Origin of the sequence: Pyxidicoccus caerfyrddinensis, assembly GCF_010894405.1 — a bacterium.
Taxonomy (GTDB): Bacteria; Myxococcota; Myxococcia; order Myxococcales; family Myxococcaceae; genus Myxococcus; species Myxococcus caerfyrddinensis.
On the sequence record NZ_JAAIYA010000028.1, the window covers coordinates 19,554 to 43,581 of the forward strand.

Annotated in this window: 12 protein-coding genes; 4 read left to right on the top strand and 8 right to left on the bottom strand. The window is 70.5% G+C overall.

All coding sequences use genetic code 11. From position 1 onward, the window contains the following. Window positions 1–278 precede the first annotated feature (278 nt). The gene (locus G4D86_RS42940; RefSeq protein ID WP_164000511.1) at window positions 279–1,691 is read left to right on the top strand and encodes an L-serine ammonia-lyase; all 1,413 of its coding nucleotides are present in this window, start codon (window positions 279–281) and stop codon (window positions 1,689–1,691) included. A gap of 75 nt (window positions 1,692–1,766) precedes the next feature. Here G4D86_RS42940 and G4D86_RS42945 read toward each other — a convergent pair whose 3' ends face one another. Then, window positions 1,767–4,457: a hypothetical protein gene (locus G4D86_RS42945; protein ID WP_164000513.1), complete on the bottom strand. Its 2,691-nt coding sequence runs from the start codon at window positions 4,455–4,457 to the stop codon at window positions 1,767–1,769. Window positions 4,458–4,679: 222 nt separating this feature from the next. On the opposite strand from G4D86_RS42945, the gene G4D86_RS42950 reads away from it, so the two are divergent. From G4D86_RS42950 to G4D86_RS42960, 3 genes are all read left to right on the top strand, one after another. Next, on the top strand, window positions 4,680–8,069 hold the full coding sequence (locus G4D86_RS42950; protein WP_164000514.1) for a DUF4082 domain-containing protein: 3,390 nt from the start codon (window positions 4,680–4,682) through the stop codon (window positions 8,067–8,069). Between the two features lie 218 nt (window positions 8,070–8,287). Continuing rightward, window positions 8,288–8,959 carry an SRPBCC family protein gene (locus G4D86_RS42955; protein ID WP_164000516.1) on the top strand — a complete coding sequence of 224 codons (672 nt, stop codon included), beginning with the start codon at window positions 8,288–8,290 and terminating at the stop codon, window positions 8,957–8,959. 238 nt (window positions 8,960–9,197) lie between these two features. Continuing rightward, window positions 9,198–11,342, top strand: a complete 2,145-nt coding sequence (locus tag G4D86_RS42960; RefSeq protein ID WP_164000518.1) for a catalase — start codon at window positions 9,198–9,200, stop codon at window positions 11,340–11,342. A 91-nt stretch (window positions 11,343–11,433) separates the two neighbouring features. On the opposite strand, the gene G4D86_RS42965 is transcribed toward G4D86_RS42960, so the two are convergent. The 7 genes from G4D86_RS42965 to G4D86_RS42995 all read right to left on the bottom strand — a co-directional run bounded on the left by G4D86_RS42965 (window position 11,434) and on the right by G4D86_RS42995 (window position 24,015). After that, window positions 11,434–11,787, bottom strand: a complete 354-nt coding sequence (locus G4D86_RS42965) for a hypothetical protein (protein WP_164000520.1) — start codon at window positions 11,785–11,787, stop codon at window positions 11,434–11,436. Between the two features lie 27 nt (window positions 11,788–11,814). Then, window positions 11,815–12,777, bottom strand: a complete 963-nt coding sequence (locus tag G4D86_RS42970; RefSeq protein ID WP_164000522.1) for a hypothetical protein — start codon at window positions 12,775–12,777, stop codon at window positions 11,815–11,817. Window positions 12,778–12,852: 75 nt separating this feature from the next. Continuing rightward, window positions 12,853–15,165 carry a penicillin-binding protein 1C gene (gene pbpC, locus G4D86_RS42975; RefSeq protein ID WP_164000525.1) on the bottom strand — a complete coding sequence of 771 codons (2,313 nt, stop codon included), beginning with the start codon at window positions 15,163–15,165 and terminating at the stop codon, window positions 12,853–12,855. Beyond that, window positions 15,162–21,080, bottom strand: a complete 5,919-nt coding sequence (locus G4D86_RS42980; protein ID WP_164000526.1) for an alpha-2-macroglobulin — start codon at window positions 21,078–21,080, stop codon at window positions 15,162–15,164. Before G4D86_RS42980 ends, pbpC begins: the two co-directional genes overlap by 4 nt. A 182-nt stretch (window positions 21,081–21,262) precedes the next feature. Beyond that, a complete protein-coding gene (locus tag G4D86_RS42985; RefSeq protein ID WP_164000528.1) occupies window positions 21,263–22,555 on the bottom strand; it encodes a serine/threonine-protein kinase in 1,293 nt (430 codons plus the stop codon). A 48-nt stretch (window positions 22,556–22,603) separates the two neighbouring features. Next, a complete protein-coding gene (locus G4D86_RS42990) occupies window positions 22,604–23,062 on the bottom strand; it encodes a GNAT family N-acetyltransferase (protein WP_164000531.1) in 459 nt (152 codons plus the stop codon). After that, a complete protein-coding gene (locus G4D86_RS42995) occupies window positions 23,059–24,015 on the bottom strand; it encodes a hypothetical protein (protein ID WP_164000533.1) in 957 nt (318 codons plus the stop codon). Before G4D86_RS42995 ends, G4D86_RS42990 begins: the two co-directional genes overlap by 4 nt. Window positions 24,016–24,028 lie beyond the last annotated feature (13 nt).

Genomic DNA, 24,028 nt, shown 5'->3' on the forward strand with positions numbered 1-24,028 from the left:
TCTCCGAACCGTGGCTTCAGTCCCCTGAGCACGCGCATGCCGGGAAGCATAGTCAGGCGTGGTGACGAGAGTCGAACCACACCCCCGCGTCAGTCAACGCATCGCGTCCAACGCACCTCCACATCTCCCGACGTGACTGCAAAGTCACGACATGACCCTCCGAGCATGCAGTCAATCGCTCGTTGGAATCCCAATGAGCGCTGTCCGTCCGGACGCGGACAGCGGCTTCGCGGGTAGGCGCTGGGAGGGAATACGAAACGTGGCATGTTCCGCCCCCCATGGCTGTCAGCGTCTTCGACCTCTTCAAGATTGGCATCGGTCCCTCCAGTTCCCACACCGTCGGGCCGATGCGCGCCGCGCGCACCTTCGCTCAGCGGCTCGCCGAGGGCGGCAAGCTGGAGCGGCTCTCCAAGCTCAAGGTGGAGCTCTTCGGCTCGCTCGGCGCCACCGGCAAGGGGCACGGCAGCGACAAGGCGGTGCTGCTGGGCCTGCGCGGTGAGACGCCCGAGGGCGTGGACGTGGAGTCCATTCCCGCCATCGTCACCCGCTGGCGCACGGAAGGGCGCGTGGCCGTGCTGGGTCAGCGCGAAGTGACGTTCAAGGACGGCGAGCACCTGGTGATGCACCGCCGCCGCACGCTGCCCTACCACCCGAACGGCATGCGCTTCTCCGCCTTCGCCGCGGACGGCACGGAGCTGGACTCGCGCGTCTACTACTCCGTGGGCGGAGGCTTCGTGGTGGACGAGACGGCGGCCGACGGCCAGAGCCCGATTCGCCCGGACACCACGTCGCAGCCCTTCCCGTTCCACTCCGCCGCCGAGCTGCTGGCCCACTGCGAGCGCGAGCGCCTGCCCATCAGCGCCATCATGCTGGCCAACGAGAAGACGTTGCGCAGCGAGGAGGAGATTCGCTCCGGGCTGCTGCGCATCTGGGAGGTCATGCAGGCCTGCGTGCGCCGGGGTTGCTCCAGCAGCGGCATCCTCCCCGGCGGCCTCAAGGTGGAGCGGCGCGCCGCGGCCATGTATCAGCGGCTGCTCAGCCGGCCCGAGGCCGGGCTCACCAACCCGCTCACCGTGCTGGACTGGGTGAACCTCTACGCGCTCGCCGTCAACGAGGAGAACGCCGCGGGCGGCCGCGTCGTCACCGCGCCCACCAACGGCGCGGCGGGCATCATCCCCGCGGTGCTGCACTACTACTGGCGCTTCGTGCCGGGAGCGAACGACGACGGCGTGGTGCGCTACCTCCTCACGGCCGGCGCCATCGGCGTGCTCTACAAGGAGAACGCCTCCATCAGCGGCGCCGAGGTGGGCTGCCAGGGCGAGGTGGGCAGCGCGTGCTCCATGGCCGCCGGTGCGCTCACCGAGGTGCTGGGCGGCTCGCCGCTGCACGTGGAGAACGCGGCGGAAATCGCCATGGAGCACAACCTGGGGCTCACGTGCGACCCCATCGGCGGGCTCGTGCAGGTGCCGTGCATCGAGCGCAACGCGATGGCGTCCGTGAAGGCCATCAACGCCACGCGCATGTCCATGTCCGGCGACGGGCGCCACTTCGTCAGCCTGGACAAGGTCATCAGGACGATGCGCGACACCGGCCGCGACATGAAGGACAAGTACAAGGAGACGGCGCGCGGCGGCCTCGCCGTCAACGTACTGGAAGTGGCCAACCTGAGCGTCGGCCTCCCGGAGTGCTGACGCACCGCTGAGACGAACACGGCGGCCCCCGTCACCAGGAGCCGCCGTGTCGCTACATCCGAAGCACCGGGCGCACTACCCGCGCATGTACATGGGGAAGCCCAGCTCGATGGGGTTGCCCGTGGGGGCAATCCCGCGCAGGAGCTGGTTCTTCAGGCGCCCCAGGTCCTCGCGCAGCGCGGAGGCATTGCCCGCGTAGCTGGCGAGCGGCTCGCGGTAGTCGCGCCGGCCGGCCTCGAAGTCCAGCCCGAGGCCCACGCCGCCGCCCTTGGCCTCGATGCCGCCCTTCACGCCCACCGTGGAGTACGGCAGCACGCGGCCCGTCACCAGGATGCCCGCGTCCTTCTGCACGCGCTCGATGGAGTCCATCGCGCCGTCCAGGTCGCCCTCGAACGCCTTGCCCAGCGCGCCGCTGGTCAGCACGGTGTTGGGCTCGCCGTGCAGCTCCAGCTCGCTGCGCACGCCGCCCGCGTTGCCGGCGGCGCTGCCCTCCGTCTCGTTGGCCAGCGTCAGCTTCGCGCGCGTGTCCTCGGTGATGAGCGAGCCCGCCGCGGTGACACCCGCCAGGTCCTTCCAGTTGAACCCGTCCGCGAGCGACCGGCGGAACTCCAGCGAGCCCTCGAAGCGCGTCTTGCCTCCGAAGGGCGTGGTGACGCTCGTGCCGTCCTCGGCCTTGCCGGTCTCCGCGTTCTTCGGCGGCTTCTTCCCGAGCGAGCCGGACGCGCCGACCTCGCCGCCCGCGTCGATGCGCGTGGCCAGCCACGTGGGCTTGCCGTCGGACATCTCCACGCGCACGGTGCCCTTGAGGTCCGCCTTGGCGCTGGCGGACACGCCATCCAGCGCGCCCTTCAGGCTGCCGGACAGCTCGCCGTACGCGCCCAGCCGCACCTCCACCGCGCTGACGTCCTTGCCCAGCGACGGCAGGTCCTTCGCGGACGCGCCGAAGACCTTGTCGATGATGGGCTGCGCGAGCGCCGCGGTAGCCGGACCACCGGTAGCGATGTTCGCGGAGAGGGCGCCGCTGACGGCGGACGCGCCGATGATGTCCATGGCGCGCTTGGCCTCGGCGGCCGACTCGAAGCGCAGCTCCACCTTGCCGCCCGCGGACAGGCCCGCGCGGCCGGACAGCCCGCCGCCCGCGCCCGCCGACTCGCCATTCGCGTCCGCGCCACCCTTCGCGCCGAGCTGGCCCATGACGCCCGCGCTGATTTCACCGTCCACCGCGATGACGTAGGGCTTCTTGTTCTTCAGCTCCAGCGTGCCGTTGGGGCCCTCGCGCACCATGTCCGGCGGGAAGGGCTTGCCGTCCGGGCCCTTGTTCTGCGCCAGCGGCACCCAGTCGCGCTCGCGCGTCACCTCCACCTTGCCCTTGGCGCCCAGCTCTCCGAAGGCGAAGGCGCCCTTGGCACCGGCGCCCAGGGTGAACTTGTCGTTGGGCCCCAGCTTGTCGATGGCGGAGCGGTACTCCACCGCCGTGGCCACGGCCTTCGCCATCTCCGGGGCGTTGGCCACCGTGTCGCCGGTGCCGTGCAGCAGCCCGGACGCCAGGCCCAGCGCGTCGCTCGGGTCGGGGATGGGCTTGAAGTTGGGGATGGGCAAATCCTTGCCCGGGATGATGGCGTTGGCGATGTCGCCCGTGCCTGGCAGGTCCGGGAGGACGCTGTTCACGTCGTCCAGCCGGTCGCCCGCGAAGTTGAGCGCGCCGCCCAGCGCGTCCGCCACCGGGTTGGCCTTGTTGGCCACCTGCTCGATGAAGCCGGGCCGGCCATTGAGGCCCTCGTTGATGGCCTTGTTGATTTCCTGCTGCGCTTCCGGATTGCGGTCCTGCGCCTTCAGCTCGTTGGACAGCACGCCGAAGAACAGGGCGTTGGCCTGCGCCGCCTCGGGCGTCTCGCCCTCCTCGATGACCGCGCGCGCCGCGCCGGCGAACTGGTCGCCGTCGTCGAGGTCGAGGTGGTCATCCTGCATCTTGTGCGAGAAGGCGCGGGCAATGGCGGCGCCGCCGTCCGGCCCCGGCCCGCCCAGCACGGTGGCTCGGGAGAGGTCGCGCAGTGTGCCCTGCAAGTCGCCCGAGTCCATGCGGTCGTCGTCGCGGTTGACGGCCTCGCTGATGCGCTCCACCTGCGGCGCGGCGCTCTGGGCCAGCAGGCGCCGGTAGCCCGGGTCCTGGTTGGTCTCCATCAGCCGGCGCAGCTCGGCGGCGCCCTCGCGGCCACCGCGGTCCGTCTCGCGCTGGAGCGACTGGAGGTCCCTCGCCACCGCCTGCTTCGGGTCCGCCACGGACGTGAAGCCGAGCAGCTTCTGCTGGTCCGGCTTGGACAGGCGCGTCGCGTCCACCGCGTCGTGGATGCTGTCCAGGCCGCCGTACGGCGTCTGCTTCCCGGCGAGGCGCGCCTGGGCATTGGCGTCGTGACTCTTGTTGATGGCGGCATTCGCGGTGTCGAGCGCCTTCTGCTCGGCCTTCGCCGCGGTGTCCGTGAGGGCCTTCGCTTCCTTCTCGGCCTTCGCCGCCTCACCGGACTCCTGCGTCAGCTTCTTCGCCAGCGCCGCGCGGCTGCCACCGGGCGCCGTGTCCATCCGGTCCACGAGCTGGTCCGACTGTGCCCGCTCACGCGCGGCCTTCGCCTGGGCCTCCGCCGCCGCCTTCGCCGCCGCCTCCGCGGCCTTGCGCGCCGCCTCCGCCGCCCTGCGCGCCGCCTCCGCCTGCCGCTGCGCTTCGAGCGCCGCGGCAGAACTTCCTCCACCAACTCGCGTGGGACCCGGCATTGGACTCCTGAAGAAGACACGGCGCACGGCCGCAAGATGGGAACTTCTCTATTTTCTCACCAGGCTGGGAAAAGTTGCATGGGGCCACCCGGCCCCGGCCCGTGTCGGGTGGGATACTGATTCGTTGCGTTGTGAATGCTGCAAACAGGCGGAAGGATGGGAAGTCGCGGATAACCCCCTGCCGCACCAGCGCTCCCCCCGGAGCGCTAGAGGACCCCATCAATGACATCCATCCAGCCAGGACCCACCCGGGTCATCCAACACCTGCTCACGCGTCTGACCCTTGCGCTCGCCTTCGTGCTGACGGTGCTGCCCATGGGCCGCGCGTGGGCGCAGCCGACGTATTCCATCTTCCCCGCGAACAGCACGCCCGCCGTCGCCTCGGTGACCAACGACTTCGCCGCCGTGGAGCTGGGCGTGAAGTTCAAGGCCGACGTGAATGGCGACATCGTCGGGCTGCGCTTCTACAAGGGCGCGAGCAACACCGGCACGCACGTGGGCCATGTCTGGAGCGCCGCCGGTGCGCTGCTGGGCACCGCCACCTTCACCAATGAGACGGCCTCCGGCTGGCAGCAGGTGACGCTCACCACGCCGGTGCCCGTCACCGCCGGCACCACCTACGTGGCCTCGTACCACGCGCCGGGTGGCGCCTATGCCTTCACCGACTTCGGGCTCTCCGCGGGCGCGGATGCGCCGCCCATGCACGCGCTGGCCGGGCCCACCAACGGCGGCAACGGCGTCTTCGCGTACGGCACCGCGGGCACCTTCCCCACCAACAGCTTCCACGACGCCAACTACTGGGTGGACGTGGTCTTCCGCCCGGCCGCCCCCGTCACCCTCTGGCCGGCCACCGCCACGCCCACCGTCGCCTCGGTGACCAATGACTCCACCGCGGTGGAGCTGGGCGTGAAGTTCAAGACCGACGTGAGCGGCAACGTGCTGGGCATCCGCTTCTACAAGGGCACGGCCAACACGGGCACGCACGTGGGCAACTTGTGGAGCGCCGCGGGTGCACTGCTGGGCACCGCCACCTTCACCGGCGAGACGGCCTCCGGCTGGCAGCAGGTGACGTTCGCGACGCCGGTGGCCATCGCCGCCAACACCACGTACATCGCCTCGTACCACGCGCCTGTCGGCTCCTACGCCTTCGACAACGGCGGGCTCGCGGGGGGCCTGAATGCTCCCCCCCTGTACGCGCTTCCCGGCACCACGAGCGGCGGCAACGGCGTCTACAAGTACGGCCCCGCCGGCACCTTCCCCACCGACAGCTTCCAGAACTCCAACTATTGGGTGGACGTGGTCTTCCAGGCCACGGGCGCGCCGCCTCCGACGCCGCCTCCCGCCGGCAACACCTACAGCCTCTTCCCCGCCACCGCGACGCCGGCCAATGCCACGGCCAACGACACGTCTTCCATCGAGGTGGGCGTGAAGTTCCGCGCGGACGTGGACGGCAGGGTGAAGGGCCTGCGCTTCTACAAGGGCGCGGGCAACAGCGGCACGCACGTGGGCAATCTGTGGAGCAGCGCCGGGGCGAACCTGGCCAGCGCCACCTTCACCAGCGAGACGGCCGCGGGCTGGCAGCAGATGAGCTTCGCCACGCCGGTGTCCATCACCGCGGGCACCACGTACGTGGCCTCGTACCTCGCGCCGTTCGGCGGCTACTCCTTCGACTCCAACGGCCTGGCCAGCGGCGTGGACGCGCCGCCCCTGCACGCGCAGCCCGGGACGACGAGCGGCGGCAACGGCGTGTTTGCCTATGGCGCGCTGTCCACCTTCCCCAACAGCAGCTACCAGAACTCCAACTACTGGGTGGACGTGGTCTTCGAGCCGACCAGCGCCCTGCCCCGTCCGGGCCTCTTCGGCTCCGGCCCGGTGCTGGTGGCCACCGACCCGACCAACCACTTCACCGACTACCTGAAGGAGGTGCTCAAGGCGGAAGGGCTCACCACCTTCGCCACCACCGACGCGGGCAACATCGGCGGCTCGGTGTCGCTCAATGACTACAAGGTGCTCATCCTCGGCGAGGAGACGCTGAGCGCGGCCCAGGTGACGCTCGTCACCAACTGGGTGAACGCGGGCGGCAGCCTCATCGCCATGCGCCCCGCGGCCAACCTCGACGCGCTGCTCGGACTCAACGCGTCCGCGGGCACGCAGGACAACGGCTACCTGCTCATCGACACCACGCAGGCGCCGGGCACCGGCCTCACCGCGGAGACGATGCAGTACCACGGCACCGCGGACCGCCACACCGTGGCGTCCGGCACGCGTGCCGTGGCCACGCTGTACTCGGACGCCACCACGCCCACCACGTACGCGGCCATCACCCTGCGCACGGTGGGCAGCGGCACGGCCATGGCCTTCGCGTTCGACCTGGCGAAGTCCGTCGTCCTCACGCGCCAGGGCAACCCGGCGTGGCAGGGGCAGAACCGCGACGGCTCCTCCATTGGCCCGGGCGCGCGCGCCAGCGACATGTTCTACGGCAACGCGTCCTTCGACCCGAAGCCGGACTGGGTGAACCTGGGCAAGGTGCAGATTCCCCAGGCGGACGAGCAGCAGCGGCTGCTGGCCAACATGATTCACCTCACCAGCGCCACCCCGCTGCCGCGCCTCTGGTACTTCCCCAGCGCGAAGAAGGCGGTGGTGGTGATGACGGGCGACGGGCACCCGGGCGGCGCAATCAATCAGCGCTGGCAGAACTACCTGACGGCCAGCCCCACGGGCTGCAGCCTGGATGACTGGCAGTGCGTGCGCGGCACCGTCTACGACTTCGTCGGCGGGCTCACCGCGACGCAGGCGACGAGCTACACGACCCAGGGCTTCGAGTACGCCCTCCACATCAACACCAACTGCGGCGACTACACGTCCACCTCGTTGGACCCGCAGTTCTACACGCCGCAGCTCGCGAGCTTCGCGTCGTCGTACCCGGGCATTCCCGCGCCCACCACCAACCGCACGCACTGCATCGCGTTCAGCGACTGGGCCACGCAGCCGAAGGTGTCGCTGAGCCACGGCATCCGGATGGACACGAACTACTACTACTGGCCGGACTACTGGGTGCAGGACCGTCCGGGCATGTTCACCGGCTCGGGCCTGGCCATGCGCTTCGCGGACGTGGACGGCACGCCCATCGACGTCTACCAGCTCGCCACGCAGATGACGGACGAGTCGGGCCAGTCCTACCCGCTGCACATCGACACGCTGCTGGCCAACGCGCTCGGGACGAAGGGCTACTACGGCGCCTTCAACGCCAACATGCACGTGGACTCGGACCCGTCCGCGGGCGCCTCGGGCTCGGCGGCCATCATCGCCTCGGCCCAGCGCGACGGCGTGTCCGTCATCACCGCGAAGCAGCTCCTCGCGTGGCTGGACGCACGAGAGGCCACGAGCGTGTCCTCCGTCGCCTTCACCGGCACGGTGCTCACCTTCACCGTGGCCTCGCCGGCGCGCAACCTGTCGCTCATGGTGCCCACGCGCACGGCGGCGGGCCGCACGCTCGTCTCGGTGAGCCGCAACGGCTCGGCGGTGACGACGACGACGCAGACCATCAAGGGCGTGGGCTTCGCGTTCATCAATGGCGCGCAGGCCGGCACCTACACGGCCACCTACAACTGAGTCGCTCCCCACCCCGTCCCACGGGGTGAGACACCGGCGGCCCGGCGCGGAGTCTTCGCGCCGGGCCGCACTGTTTTCGCGCGAGGTGCGTGGACAGGCCCGACCCGACGTGGAGGGTGAGAGGGGCGGCGGGGTGCGTCTTGCGTCGGGTTGCCCGAGGGCTCTATGACGCGCCCCGGCCCGTCCCCCATTGGGCCCGTCCAAAGGACACACACCCCATGCTCAAGAAGATTCTCGGTGGCCTCGCCGCCGTCATCCTCGTGCTCGTCGGCGTCATCGCCACCCGTCCCGCCGAGTTCAGCGTCCAGCGCAGCGCCACCCTGCCCGTGCCGGCCGACGCCGCCTTCGCGGTGGTGAATGACTTCCACCGCTGGAAGGAGTGGTCGCCGTGGGAGAAGCTGGACCCGCAGCAGAAGACCACGCACACCGGCGCGGAGTCCGGCACCGGCGCGGTCTACGCGTGGGTTGGCAACGACGATGTCGGTGAAGGCCGGATGACCATCGAGGAGAGCAAGGTCAACGAGCTCGTCCGCATCAAGCTGGAGTTCATCAAGCCCTTCGCGGCCGTCAGCACCACCACCTTCACCTTCAAGCCCGCCGAGGGCGGCACCGAGGTGACGTGGGTGATGGCCGGCAAGAACGACTTCATGAGCAAGGCCTTCAGCATGTTCGTCGACATGGACAAGATGGTGGGCGGGGACTTCGAGCGGGGCCTGGCCAGCATGAAGACGGTGGCCGAGGCCGACGCGAAGAAGCACGCCGAGGCCGAGGCCGCGCGCGTGGCCGCCGAGAAGGCCGCCGCCGAGAAGGCCGCCGCCGAGGCCGCTGCTGCCGCCGCCGTCGCGCAGCCCGCCGAGGGCGCGCCCGTCGTCGCCGAGCCCACGCCGTGATGAGCCGCTGAGCTTCACCGCGCCCCGTGCGATGCGGGCTTTCCGCTACCGGGGCGCGGCGCCGTTTCGCGCGCTCGTGGACATTGTCCCCGCGTGAAGCGCGCCGCAGTGCCCACTCGCGGACGCCTCGCGGGCACCTCGCGGACGCGACGCTGCACCTCGCGACAACACCAGCATACAGACCGCCTGTGCCGTTTCTTCCGGCACGTTCACCTTCCCCCGCTGGTGACAGGTCTCTATGCGTCTGCGCAAAACCGCCGCGAAGAATCCCCCCACGTCCCTGAAGAGTGAGAGCCTCGAGCCCCACCGGATGCACTCGGAAGGGCAGTTCCTCACCACGGACCAGGGGATTCCCATCTCCGAGACGGACAACTCGCTGAAGGCGGGCGTCCGCGGCCCCACGCTCCTGGAGGACTTCCACTTCCGCGAGAAGATGATGCGCTTCGACCACGAGCGCATCCCCGAGCGCGTGGTGCACGCGCGCGGCGCCGGAGCCCACGGCTACTTCCAGGTCTACAAGTCGCTGGAGAAGTACACGCAGGCGCGCTTCCTCACGGACCCGTCGCTGCGCACGCCGGTGTTCGTGCGCTTCTCCACCGTGGGCGGCTCGCGCGGCTCGGCGGACACCGTGCGCGACGTGCGGGGCTTCGCCACCAAGTTCTACACGCCCGAGGGGAACTTCGACCTCGTGGGCAACAACATGCCCGTCTTCTTCATCCAGGACGGCATCAAGTTCCCGGACTTCGTGCACTCGGTGAAGCCCGAGCCGCACAACGAAATCCCCCAGGCCTCCTCAGCGCACGACTCGCTCTGGGACTTCGTCTCGCTCGTCCCGGAGACGTCCCACATGGTGATGTGGCTGATGTCGGACCGCGCCATTCCGCGCAGCTTCCGGATGATGGAGGGCTTCGGCGTCCACACCTTCCGGCTCGTCAACGCGGAGGGCAAGGCGACGCTGGTGAAGTTCCACTGGAAGCCGCTGCTCGGCACGCACTCCATGGTCTGGGACGAGGCGCAGAAGGTGTCCGGCAAGGACCCGGACTTCCACCGCCGGGACTTGTGGGAGGCGATCGAGGACGGCGACTTCCCCGAGTACGAGCTGGGCCTGCAGCTGATTCCCGAGGAGGACGTGCTCAAGTACGGCTTCGACCTGCTGGACGCGACGAAGTTGCTGCCGGAGGAATTGGTGCCGGTGCAGCGGGTGGGCAAGCTGACGCTGGACCGCAACCCGGACAACTTCTTCGCGGAGACGGAGCAGGTGGCCTTCTGCGTGGCCAACGTGGTGCCGGGCATCGACTTCACCAATGACCCGCTGATGCAGGCGCGGCTGTTCTCGTACCTGGACACGCAGCTGACGCGGCTGGGCGGGCCCAACTTCGCGGAGCTGCCCATCAACAAGCCGGTGGCGCCGGTGCACAACCACCAGCAGGACGGCTTCGGGCGGCAGACGATTCCGACGAGCCGGGCCAACTACCACCCCAACTCGCTGGGCGGCGGCTGCCCGTTCCTGGCCAACCCGAAGCAGGCCTTCACGCACCTGCAGGAGCGCGTGGACGGGCGCAAGATTCGCCAGCGGAGCGGGAGCTTCAACGACCACTTCAGCCAGGCGACGCTCTTCTACAAGAGCCTGTCGAAGCCGGAGCAGCAGCACCTGGTCGCCGCGCTGGAGTTCGAGGTGGGCAAGGTGGAGCGGAAGGAGATTCGCGAGCGCGTGGTGAATCAAATCCTCGTGAATATCGACCTGGACATTGCCCAGCGGGTGGCGCGCGCGGTGGGCGTGGCGCCGCCGAAGGCGGTGAAGCCGTCCAAGGCGGGCAAGAAGGCGAAGAACGCGGTGGAGGCGTCACCGGCGCTGAGCCTGGAGAACACGCCGAAGGACTCCATCAAGACGCGGAAGATTGCCGCGCTGGTGGCGGACGGCTTCGCGGGGAAGGAGCTGGCCCACGTGCGCAAGACGCTGGAGGGGCTGGGCGCGATGGTGGAGGTGGTGGGCCCCACGCTGAGCCCCGTCACCAGCATGGAGGGCGAGCAGGTGGTGCCGCACAAGACGTACCTGACGGCGTCCTCGGTCCTGTACGACGCCGTCTACGTCCCGGGCGGAGAGAAGAGCGTGGCGGCGCTGAAGCGGGTGCCGGTGGCGGTGGACTTCGTGCGCGAGGCCTTCGTCCACTGCAAGGCGCTGGCGCTCTCCGGTGAGGCGGGGACGCTGCTGGACACGGCGGGCGTCAGCCAGCTCGCGCTGCCGCCTCCGACGAAGGGCGTGGAGGGTGCGCAGGGCGTGGTGCGGAGCGTGAAGACGGAGACGAAGGGCTTCAGCCAGCTCTTCGCCGACGCCATCGCCGCGCACCGGCACTGGGCTCGCGAGGCACCTCCGCCGGCGTAGGCGCGCTCAGGCGCGGATGACGGTGACCGAGCGGCCCGAGGGAGTCCGGGCCTGCTCGGCCCGGGTACGCTCGGCGATGGAGGGCTGGCCGCTATACGGGCTTGCGCTCAGGACCGACAAAGAGCGTCTCGGGTATCCACGGCTCGAAGGAGCGAAACGTCACCCGCTCAATGCGATTCTCTCGGACGTGGATGTCGGCAAGCGCATGAGGGTGCCGGCAGCTCCCGCACCACTCGCTCCCCGCCATGTAGCCAACGGCGATGACCTCGTGCCATTCCGGGGAGCCATAGGTCTGACGCCTGGTCCCTTCCCAGCGGAGAACGTCGCCCACGGCGTAGTGCGGCATGTCGCCCACCGCGCCCAGATAGAACTGCCAATCCGCCGATGACGCCACACCGCAACGAGGGCATTCAACCTCGGCTGTCACCGTCGCGAAGAGGGCCATTGCGTCAGTCTATCGCTCGCTGGCGGCTCAGCCCGGCATCCGCCCCACGTACAGTCCCAGCACGAAGGCCAGCACGGCGAGGGTGGCCACCCAGAACATCGGGACCCCCTTCGGCCGTGCACTGACCGGAGGGGCGACGCGCACCGCCGCCTGCTCCTCCGGGACGATGATGCGCACCTTGATGACGGCCTTCGTGAGCACGTCCTCCACGTCCGCCAGGAAGCGCTCGTACTCATCCGCCCGCATCTCCAGGGGCTCGCCGTGATGGCTCTCATACCGTTTCGCCACGCCCTCGAAGTTGCGCAGCTGCGCCTCGCGCTTGGACACGTCCACCCAGCCGCACATCAGCGAGGGCGAGTTGCCCTTCCGAGGCACGAGGGAAATCGCCTGCCGCGCCAGCTTGCCGCCCGCCGTGCTCGGCCCTTCCGGCTCGTCGATGCGCAGCACCCGATGCGGGCCCCGGCCATACATCTTCGAGGCCAGCGCGCGCCGCAGCTCCTCCGCGAGCAGCGCCGAGTGGTTCGCGAACATCGTCCGCAGCGCCGGAGACTCCTCCTCCGCCGCGACCTTCCCCTTCGCGGGCTCCAGCGGATTGAGCCGCACCACGCCCACCTTCTCCGGTGCCGGGCTCGTCCGCTTCTCCCCGCCCTTCGCCAGCCAGCCCGTCGCCGGCTTCGCGTTGGCCTTGCCCGCGGGCTTCTTGCTCTGGATGTCCGTGGCGACGTCCGCCGGCTCCCGTCCCTTTCCGGCCGCCTTGCCCGCCCGCGCGGGCTTGTCCTCCATGGGCCCCATGCGCGTCGCATTCGGGTCGCCCGCGCCCAATGGCGCCATGCGCGTCTCGATGGGCCCCGTCTCCAGGGGCGCCATGCGCGTCTCCTCGGGACGGCTGAGGATGGGGATGTCCCGCGTCGCGTCCGCGTCCTCTTCTGGCGCGATGCGTGTCTCGTCGGAGCGCCCCGGATTGGCGGCCCTCCTCTTCCCGTTGGACATGTGCGGCCCTCTCCCGGCGGAGCATACTTCAAGGCCGGGGCCCTGCCCGTCAACGGAGGCCCCGGGCCACCGTCCTCAAGGCACCAGGCGCACCGTCAGCGTGCGCGCGTCGGAGCGGCCCTGGTCATCCACGGCGCGCACCACGTAGGTGCCCGGCCGCGCAGCCCAGTGCAGGGGCTCGCCGCGCGGCGCGGTGCCCACGAGCTGCTCGTCCACGAACCAGAACACCCGCCGCACGTCCGCATCCGTCACCACCGCCAGCGGCACCGTCTGCGGCGCCGTCGCGGACACGCGCAGGTTGTAGTCCACGCCTTCCTCCGGCGTGGTGATTTGCGGCGCGGTGCCCTCGCTCGCGCGCTGCTCCAGCCCGCACGTCGCGTCCTCGGCGGGCGGCACGCGCCGGGGCATGCCCGCCTTCTGGAACAGGCGCAGCAGGTCCGACGGCCAGAACTCGAACACCTCCGCGCGCGTGGAAGGCCCGGGCGCGCACGTCCGCAGGCCCGTGCGCGTGTCCACCAGCACCTCGCGGTGCACGTCGCAGGCGCGGATGGGCGAGATGCCCGGGATGAACCAGGTGCTCGCCTTGCGGTGACAGTGTGGCCCGGGGATGCCGCCGGACAGCGCGCACACCTGCACGCGGCTGACGCCGGGCGGCGGGGATGGGTGCACACGCCGCACGTCCGAGTCCTTCGAGCGCAGCGAGTCCACCACCTCGAACATCAGCGGCGCGGCGGCCGTCTGTCCCACGAAGGCCGGGTTGGGCTGCCCGTCGAAGTTACCCACCCACACCGCGACGACATACGGCCCCACCACGCCCACGCTCCACGCATCCCGGAAGCCGGTGGACGTGCCCGTCTTCCACGACACCGGCACCGTGTCCCGCGCCCACTCGGCGCGGAAGGACTGCGCGGGCCTGGGGCCCTTCGCCAGCGCATCCAGCACCATGAAGCTGGCCTCGGCGCTCAGCATCCGCACGCCCTCGTCGCGGGGCGCATCCACGGACAGCCGCAGCGGGCGGAGCACGCCCCCATTGGCGAGCATGGCGTACAGCTCCGTGAGCTCCACCATGGACACGCCCGCCGAGCCCAGCGCGAGCGACAGGCCGTAGTACGACTCCTCGCGCAGGCCCGTGACGCCGGCCTGCCGGAGGAAGCCATACAGCCCGGGCGCGCGGAGCTGCTTCGCCAGCGCCACCGCGGGGATGTTGCGGCTGCGCACCAGCGCTTCCTCCGCCGCGAGCGGCCCCACGTATTCGCCGTCGAAGTTCTCCGGGTCATACCCTCGGAAGCCGGTGGACGCGTCCTTCAGCATGGTGCGCGGGTGGAGCAGCCCCTGGTCGAAGCCCAGCCCGTAGATGAAGGGCTTGAGCGCCGAGCCCGGCGAGCGCTTCGCCTGCGTGCCATCCACCTGCCCGTCGATGCCCACGTCGAAGAAGTCCGCCGAGCCCACCGCCGCGCGCACCTCCAGCGTGCGCCAGTCCACCAGCATCGCCACCGCGTTGCGGATGCCCACCTCGCGCCGCCGCTCCACGTACTGCCGCACGTGACGTTCCAGCAGCCTCTGCATGGAGAGGTCCAACGTGCTCTTCACGCTGGAGCCCACGGGACTGGCCCGCAGCGCCCGGCCCACGAAGTGAGGCGCGAGGAAGGGCAATTCCTCCGGCGTGCGCACCGGGAGCGGCTGGGACAGGTGCGTCCGGCGCTCGGCGTCCTCCGGGTGGAGCACGAGCCACCGCTCGAACAGGCGCAGCCGCGCCGCCGTCAGCGCACCGGCGTCCTTCCCCGGGTCTCTGCGCGCGGGGCTCTGCGGGACGACGGACAGGGTGAGCGCCTCCGCCAGCGTCAGCCGCTCCACGTCCTTCGCGAAGTAGACGAGGCTGGCCGCCCCCACGCCCTCCACGTTGCGGCCATACGGCGCGAGGTTGAGGTACGCCTCCAGGATTTCGTCCTTGGAGTAGGTGCACTCCAACTGCAGCGCCCGCAACATCTGCCACAGCTTGCCGCCCGGCGTGCGCGACTCGATGCCGTAGCGGATGCGGGCCAGCTGCATGGTGAGTGTGGAGCCGCCCATGCGGCGCCCGCGCGCCAGGTACGTGCTCCACACGGCGCGGACCAGCGCCACGGGGTTGACGCCGATGTGCTCGCGGAAGTGCTGGTCCTCGTGGAGCAGCGTGGCCTCCACCAGTACCGGGGGAATCCGCTCCAGCGGCACCCAGAGCCGGTACTTCTCGTCCGGCGACAGGGTGAGCCGGAGCAGCCGCCCCTCACGGTCGAACACCGCCTGCGAGAAGCCCAGCTCCTCGCGCAGCGGCGGCCGGGGCACCGCGGCGTACAGCACCGCGAGCCCCACCACCGCGAGCAGCCACCGGCGCAACCCGCGACGCTTCACGGCGTGCGCACCGTCACCTTCGTGCCCACCGAGCGCGCCCGCACGCCGCGGTCATACATGCCCTCGGCGAAGGCCGGCGGCATCACGAACGCGCCCGTGTTGGTCGCCTTGATGCGGTAGATGTACTCGGTGACGGTGTTGCCCACCGTGCCGTAGAGCACCACCCGGTCCTCGCGCACGTCCACGTACTCGGGCGAGAACGACGAGCGGTCGCTGCCCACCGGCGGCACCCAGCTGCCCGCGACGGGCTCGGGCTCCTGGTAGTACGACTCCTCGCCCTCCCCTTCGTCGGACGCGTCTTCGGAGCTCTCGGAGGACTCCTCTGACTCGGACTCCTCCTCGGAGGGCGCGGCCGGCTTCTCCATCACCACCTCGAAGCCACCGGGCAACAGGTCGGTGATGGCCACGTGGGAGATGTTGTCGCCCACCGCGCGCAGCTTGAGGTGCACCTCCACCTCGCCACCCAGCGGCACCTCCGTCACCACCTTGCCGTCCAGCCCCTGCAGCTCGCGCTGCACCTCCAGCCGCTGGACGATGGGCTGCGTGGGCACCTCCAGGTCGTAGCCGGCCTGCGTCACCTGGAAGAAGAGCGGCGCGTCCGAGGCGCTCTGCACGCGCACGCCGGTGGCCTGCTCGGAGAAGGCCACCTGCGGGAAGAGGCCGTCCGGCAGGGTGAGCGGACGGAGCGAGTCCGCCACCTTCTCCAGGATGGCTGCCCCGCTGCGCGACGGCATCCCCTGCGCGCCCAGCGCCTGGGCATACGCCTCCAGGCCGAGGATGGCGTACGCGGAGGACAGCGTGTTGAAGCGCTCCTGGGTGATGGGCTGCGACATACCGACGAGCATGTCGCCGGTGACGGCCTTGAGCCGCTCCGGGAAGTGGCGCGACAGGAGGTAGAGCACCTGCGAGTCGTAGACGAGCCCGTCATAGAGCGACGCGTAGTCCGACTCCTGCGGCGTGCCCACGCGCACCTTCTTCAGCGCGGCGTCGGCCTCCTTATCCTGCTTGAGCAGCTTGTGCGTCGCCGCGAGGTACGCGGCCGTCAGGTCCGTGGGCCAGGCCTCCGCGGCATTCGTGTCCAGCCAATCGCGCAGGGAGACCACCGTCGGGCGGGACACCTTGCCGTTGCGGGTGAGCACGTACTGCGCATACGCGATGTTGCGCGCCTGGCTCAGGTCCGACGGCGTGTGATTCACCAGCACGGTCAGCCACGTGAGGCCACGGTTGAGCACCTCCGGCGGCACCGCGAAGCCGCGCTCCTTCGCCTCGGTGAGGAAGTGCAGCGCGTAGATGCTCGGCAGCGTGGGGGCGTACGAATTGGCCGCCCACAGGCCGAAGGCGCCCTCCTCGTTCTGCCGCGTGCGCAGCGTCTGGAGCGCGGCGGCGAAGGAGGCCTCGGCCACCTGCGGCCCCTGGCCCATCAGCTCGCGCCGGCCCTTCAGCACCACCGCCGGGAAGGCGCGGCTGACGAGCTGCTCGGTGCACCCGTAGGGGTACTTCTCCAGGTACGTGGACAGGCCGCGCGCCAGGCCCAGGGGCAGCGGCGACGCGCTGACCTCCAGCGTGCGGTAGGCCCCGTGCATCTTCCGGGACACCGCCACATCCGCCTTGCCGTCCTTGAGGTGACCGCCCGCCACGGACGTGAGGTAGGGCACCGCGGGCCGCACGCTCAGGTCCACCGACTGCTTCACGCGCTCCTTGCCCATGGACGCGGTGAAGGCCAGCGTCCCCGAGCCGAGCACCGACTTCGCCCGCACCCGGAACGTCGTGCTCGCCTCGCGGCCCTCGTCGATGTCGAGCGGCCGCTTCGCCTCGTCCAGCACCTCCAGGTGCTCGGACGTCTTCAGCTCCAGCGTCACCTTCGCGCCCTTGCCGGAGCCCTCCACGCTGTTGGCCACCGCCACGCCCACGTTGAACTCGTCCCCGGGCGCGACGAAGGTGGGCACGCTGGGCGTAATCACGAACGGCCCGCGGATGATGGTCCGCTTGCTGGCGGAGCCCACCGACTCTGTGCCCACGGCGACGGCCATGACGCGCAGCTCGCCGTTGAAGGAGTCCGGCACGTTGTAGACGAGGTCTCTCTCCGTCTCGTCGATGTCCACGACGCCGGACCAGTACGCCACCGGCTTGTCCCGCTTGCGCTTGAAGGGGTTGAGATTCTTTCCAATCGCGGCCGCGCCCTCGTCGTCGCCGCCCATGGCGGACACGGCCCTGGACACGGAGAACTCCGGCAGGAGCAGGTCGAGAATCTGGCCGGTGCGCACCTCCAGCGCGCGCTTCTTGAAGAAGTGCGCCAGCGGGTCCGGCGTCTGGTAGCCGGCCACCTGGAGGATGCCCTCGTCCACCGCGAACACCACCACCTTGCCGGCGCGGTTGCCTCGGTAGCGGATGCGGTACGGCTCACCCGGGCGGCCCTTGTCCGCGCTGGTGAGCGTCACCTGCAGCGCGCGGCTATCGCGGCTCACGGAGAACGGCACCACGCCGTAGCTCAGCGGGCTCATGAAGATTTCCTGCGAGTCCATGGCGCGGACGAACGTCACGTTGACGTAGCCGTTGCCCTCCAGGCCCGGCGGCAGGCGGATGGTCTGCACCGTGCTGGTGGCGTCCGCCTTGAACCACTTCCAGGCGTAGACGCGGTCTCGCTCAATCGTGATGAGGCCCGCGCCGGTGTAGGGCGCCTTGACGCTCAGCTCGATGTCGTCGCCCGGCGCGTAGTCCTGCTTCGCGAGCTTCACCTCCAGCTCCGCGTTCTTCTCCAGCGCGCGCGTGAGGTTGGCCTGGCCCGCCACGGAGTACTCCACGCGGCTGAGCTCGGTGCCCTCCGCGTCCTTCACCACCACCACGAAGTCACCGGGCTGCTCGGTGGACAGCGCGTACTTGAAGCCCGCCTCGGCGATGGGCAAATCCCGCGTGCGCACCGTGATGTCGCGGCGCACGGACTGGTAGCGGTACGTGCCGTTGGACTGCTGCGTGAGCACGGACACCCAGCGCTGTTCGATGAGCTCCGCCTTCAGTCCTTGCACGGCGAGCTTCTTCAGCGTGGGGTCCACGGCGATGAAGTCCACCGAGCGCGAGGAGCCCTGGCTCAGGTAGTACAGGCCGCCGTCCGGCTTGAAGCCGACGAGGTACGGCAACGGCGACACCAGCAGCGACGCCTCGGACGACACGCCGCGCCCGCCCTCCGCCTCGTAGCCCTCCGCGAGGAAGGACACGCGCCAGGTGGCCTTCTCGAACTTCTCCAGGCCCAGCTCCAGCTCCACCTCGCCATTCTCGTCGGTGGTGGTGTCCTCCAGGCGCTCGGTGAAGCTGCGCGGGGCGCGCAGCGGGTCATGGAAGAGGTAGCCGGGGTACTTGCGGAAGCTGGGGTACGCCGGGGAGAGGGACACCTCGGCGGACACGCGCCGGTCGGCGGCGGGGATGCCGAAGAGGTTCTTCAACGTCACCAGGCCCTTGAGGTCCTTCGGGGGCACCCAGCCCTCGGTGCGCTCGGCGCTGAAGCGCGTGGTGATGCGCATGCGGTCGGGGAGGAACTCCTCCACGCGCACGGTGGTGGAGCCGAGCAGGCTGCCGCGCTGGCCGTCCTTCACCACGTACAGGTTCACCTGGTAGTTGCCCGTGGGGGACGTCTCCTCCGTCGTGTACTGGAGCCCCTCCAGGCCCACGGCGGAGAGGGAGAGCTTCTTCTTGTGCACCTCCAGGCCGCGCGGGTCGATGACGGCCGCCTCCAGCGGGACGCCGGTGGGCGGACGGCTCCAGTCGGACGCCTTCACCACCAGGGCCACGTGGAAGGTGTCCCCGGGGCGGTAGAGGCCGCGGTCGGAGAAGAGGAAGGCGGAGAGCCGGTCCGGCGTGGAGCCGCTCTCCACGCCGCCCACGTCGAAGCGGCTGAAGTTGAGCTGCCGGTCGTACCGGTTGACGGGGATGAAGGCGAAGTCGTCGCCCTTGCTCGCCAGGTACACGATGGGCGCACGCTCGCGGACGAAGTCCGTCAGCTTCGGGAAGGCGGCATGGCCGTCCACGTCCGTGGTGGCGCTCACCACCGGCAGGCCGTTCTTCCCCAGCACGCTCACCGTCACGCCCTCCGCGGGCTGGCCGGCGCCGAGGCTCTGCACGAAGACGTCATGCGAGCCGTCCGCGTTGTCCTTCACCACCAGCCCCAGGTCCGTCACCAGCAGGAGCCGCGCGTCCTCCTTGCCGGTGGTCTGCTTGTGCACCGGGTCCCAGCTCTGGACCTTGAAGAAGAACAGGCCGCGCCGCGAGGACGAGGCGTTCTCCGGCGTGAGGTAGGGCGCGAGGTCGAACGCGGCGTACTGCGCCTTGCCACGGCCGGCGCCCTCCAGCGGGCGCACCTCGGTGAAGGACTCGGAGATGTTCTCCTCGTTGAAGTTGTAGGAGCTGAACTCGGGGTGGGCGAAGCGCCCTTCCGTCTGCGTAATCAGGTGGTTGAGCTGGTCCGGCAGCACGCGGCCGAGCGCGAAGCGCAGCGCCTTCACGTCGCGGGACATCACCGTCACCTTCTTCTCGCCCGCGAGGCTGAGCAGCGCGCCCTCGTGGAGGATGCTCACCTCCTCCGGGTAGGCCGGCACCTGGAGGATGGTGTCGTAGCGCTCGGCCAGCACGTAGCCGCCCGCGGACTGCGTGCCCTTGTTGAGCCGCACGTAGAGCGAGCGCCCCACGTCCGCCTGGACGCGGAAGCTGTGCAGCGTGGCGAACGTCGTGTCCGTGGGCACCGCGTCCAGCTTCAGCTTCGCGGAGGCCGGCAGCAGCTCCTCGCCAATGGTCGCCACGCCGTAATCACTCCACACGGCGTTGGGCACCACGGGCTGGCCGTCCTTCGCGGGCCGGTCCTTGGGGAGCACCCAGACCTGGAGATTCTTTCGCAGCTCCGCCTCGGAGACGCCGGTGGTGAGGTTGAGCACCAGCACCTGCTCCGGCTCGTAGCGGTCATTGCGAACGAGCGACACCTCGGAGCCGCCCACGTGGAAGTACGTGAACATGCCGGGAATGGTGACGCGGCGCTCCTGCCGGTCCGACGTGCCATCGCCGCCCCGTGCAGCGCGGATGCCGGGCGCCACCATCAGCGTCATCGGCGTGTCGTTCTGCGGGATGGAGATGAGGTCCGACTGGAGGTACGCCTGTCCCTTGAGCTTGTCGTAGGTGACGTTGAACGGGAAGCTGTCGGAGCTCGCGCCGAGCAGCCCGCGCTTCTCCTCGCCCAGCCGCAGCGACAGGTTGCGCACGAGCGTCGCCGGGTCCACCGCGTGGGAGAACGTCAGCGTCGCCACCACGCGCTTCTCCTTCGGATTGCGCGGGTCCTCGTAGAACTCGAGGTTGGAGATGGACGCGGAGAAGGGCGCGGACTTGAACGTCGTCTCGTACGCGTCCAAGAGGACGTGGTCCGGGAACAACAGCGTGCGGTCCAGCGCGACCTTGTATTCCTGCCCCACCGCCCAGTCCTCGGCCGGGGTGAAGGTGAGCATCTGGTCACTGGCCCAGCGCCACTCGCCCTTCACCACGGGCGTCATGGTGATGCCGGCCGTGACGGGCTTGCCGATGGCCTCCAGGCGCGCCACCGAGCCGGTGAAGTGCAGGTACACCGGCATCGGCTGGGACTGCTCCTCCAGCTTCGTCAGCGGAGGGTTGGTGGCGGAGAGCGCGTAGCTCACCGGCTTGGGGCGGTTCTGGTACCAGCGGTAGCCGGCATCCGCGCCCACGACGAGCAGCACCAGGGCGAGGAGTGAGAGGGCGAAGCGCCCGGGACGCTGGCGGACCTTGTCGACGCCCTGGCGCGCGGTGCGCGCGGAGGCGCGGCCCAGCGAGGCGGCCCAGGCGGGCGGGGTCCAGCGAAGCTCTCCGAATACGCGCGTGAGGAACCGCGGTCGGGGCGGAGTGGGTTCCGATTCGTTTGAGGACATGGGGTGGGGTGCGGCGCGAGATGCCTGCCCGGGAAGGAGCAAGCAGGGGGCCAGCTACGGACGATGAAAGCACGAGTCGGGCCGTGGAACGAAGCCTGCGGACGCGGGCGGCCAGCCACGGGGGCCTGTGCGCGTGGAGCCACGCCTTCACGCCCGTGCGTGGCTGCCCGGCCGCTTGCCCGCTAGTGGGAGCCGGACGACGTGGACGAAGAGGAGGACGCACCCGGCCAGGGCGTGCGGAAGTTCCGGTGCGAGCCGCCTCCCGGAGGCGCGGACCTCGACGGCGGGGGCGGCGTCCCCGGACGGACGGGGACGACGGCGGCGGGTGGGTCCTCCACCACCACGACGGGCTCCTGGTCGATGAGCCCGCCCGCGAGGAGCGCTCCGGCGAGCAGCATGGCCAGGGACACGCCCACGAGGACCCGGCGGACGATGCGCCGCTTCGAGAGCGCCGGGGCGGCCTCGGTGGCGACCTCCCCCACCGCTCGAACCTCCGACTCCAGGGACGCCGGCTGCGCGGTGGCTCCGTCTGCCTGGGACAGCGGGGTCACCGTGCCCTTCCGGGCCCCGGCAGCCTCCGAGGGAGGCGCGGCCCGGGCGGCCCGCAGGGCGGTGAGCGCGTCCGTCGCTGAGGCGAACCGCTCCGAGCGCTTCTGCGCCAGCAGCCGCCGGAGGAACGCCCGGAGCGGCGCGGAGCCCTGGACGTGCTGCTCGAAGGACAGCGCCAGCCCGTCGTCGAGCAGGTCCGCCGGCATGCGGCCACTGAGCGCGTGGACCAGCGTGGCGCCCAGCGCGTACAAGTCACTCGACGGCTCCACCGTCCCGCCGAGCTGCTCCGGCGGCATGTACCCGAAGGTGCCGACCAGGGTGGCCCCGTGCGTGACGTCCCGCGCCAGGTGCCGGGCCGCGCCGAAGTCCACCAGCGCCGCGCGTCCGTCCGGGCGGAGGATGAGGTTGGCCGGCTTCACGTCGCGGTGGATGAGCGCGGGCGTGCGCTGGTGCAGGGCCTGGAGCGTCTTCAGCACCTGCGAGGCCAGCGTCCACGCCTCGTCCTCGTCCAGGCGCTTGCGCTCGATTCGCTGGAGGAGCGACTCGCCCTCCAGGAACTCCTGCGCGAGGTACAGCCGCGTGCCCACGCCGCTGCCCTCCTTGAAGCTCGCGACGAAGCGAGGGATGTCCGGGTGGCTCAGCGAGCGCAGCACGGCGGCCTCGCGCTCGAAGGCGTCGAGCTGCTCCGTGCCCGGCACCAGCGCGAAGAGCAGTTCCTTGAGCGCCACGCCACGGCCATCCGCGCCCACCGCGAGGTACACGCGCCCGTGCACCGACTGGGAGATGACCCGCTGCACGCGGTAGCCGCCCGGGGCCACGGCCGCGCCGCAGTGGCCACACCGCGAGCCTTCGAGCGTGGCCTCGCACACCACGCATGCGGCCCGTCCGTCCTCCCGGTGGCCCGTGACTGATTGGATGCGCTCCACGGTGAACCTCCCGGGCCGCGGGTGATGCGAATAACGAGCCACTGAGGACTAGGAGCGGCGGTAGACGTCAGGGTCGTGCCGCTCCATGAAGCGCTCCGGGCTCTTCAGGGGGCGGAACCCGTAGCGCTCGTACAGGCCATGCGCGTCACGTGTGGCGAGCATGAACCGCCGCAGTCCCTGCAGGTCCGGATGGGTGGAGACCGCCTCCATCAGCCACTTGCCGAGCCCCTGCCCCTGGACCTCCTCCAGGACGAAGACATCGCAGAGGTAGGCAAAGGTCGTGCGGTCGGTGATGACGCGCGCGAAGCCCACCTGCCGGTCCCCGGCGTACAGCCCGAAGACGAGGGAGTTGCGGACGGCCCGCTCCACCGTCGCCCGGGGAATGCCTTCACTCCAGTAGGAGCGAGACAGGTAGCCGTGGACGACATCCAGGTCGATGCGAGCAGGGTCATCGGAGACGACGAAGCCCTCGTCCCCTCGGACCTCGAATGGGCGGGACGGGCTCATCGCGCGAGCGTCCAGCCTTCGGCACCGCGGCCGAACACCATGCCAGGGCCCTCGCCCACCAACGTGGCCGCGCGGTAGAGCACCTTGAACAGCTCCTGCGCGCCGCTGCCGGTGCCGCGCTCGACGACCTTGCCCTTCTCCGCCTCGGACCAGCGGAAGGGCTCGCCCGCGCCGCGCACCTCCAGCGCCGTCACCACCGCCGACACCTTCGCGGAGAGGCCCGCCACGTCCGCCTCGTCGAAGGCCCCGTCGCGGCGCAGCTCCACGAAGGAGGCACCCCGCACGGTGGCGGTCCGCCACTCCCAGCCCTTGGCCGCGCCCGCCGCCAGCGCCTGCTTCCAGGCCGCGGCCTCGAGGTTGGAAAGAAAGGCCCAGCTCTGCGCGGCCGGCTTCTCCGCCGCGAAGCGCTCCACGGGCGGCGACACCTGCCAGTCCTCCGCCGCGAGCACCGTGCCCTCGCGGAGCCGGAAGGCGAGCGTGTTGCTCAGCTCGGCGAAGCGCGCCTCGTACACGTCATCCACGGAGCGGGTGCCGATGAGCTGCTCCAGCGAGGTGCCGCCCAGCGTGGTGGCGCCCTGCTGCATATCGCGCGCGGCCACCTCCATGGTGCGACCGAAGAGGAAGGTGGCCAGCCCCCGGCGCTCCTCGCGGCTGTAGTGCTCGCGCGCCACGACGATGCCGCCCACCGTGGCGGACAGGGCACGGAAGAAGGCCAGGTCCCACCGCGCGGGCCCCGTCTCCTCCACCACCAGGAAGCTGCCGCCATCGTCGCGCAGCTTCTGGACGCGCCAGCGCAGCGTGCCCGGGCCGGCCACCGGCGCCTGTCCCCCGGGCGTGAGCCGCTGGCGCGAGAGCACCTTGCGTTGCACGCGGGAGAGCGCCGCTGCGATGCGGTCCGCCGCGGCCTCGGGGCCGACGCCAGGCGCAAAGCAGTCGATGAAGTGGCCAGCCATTCTTCAGGTCTCC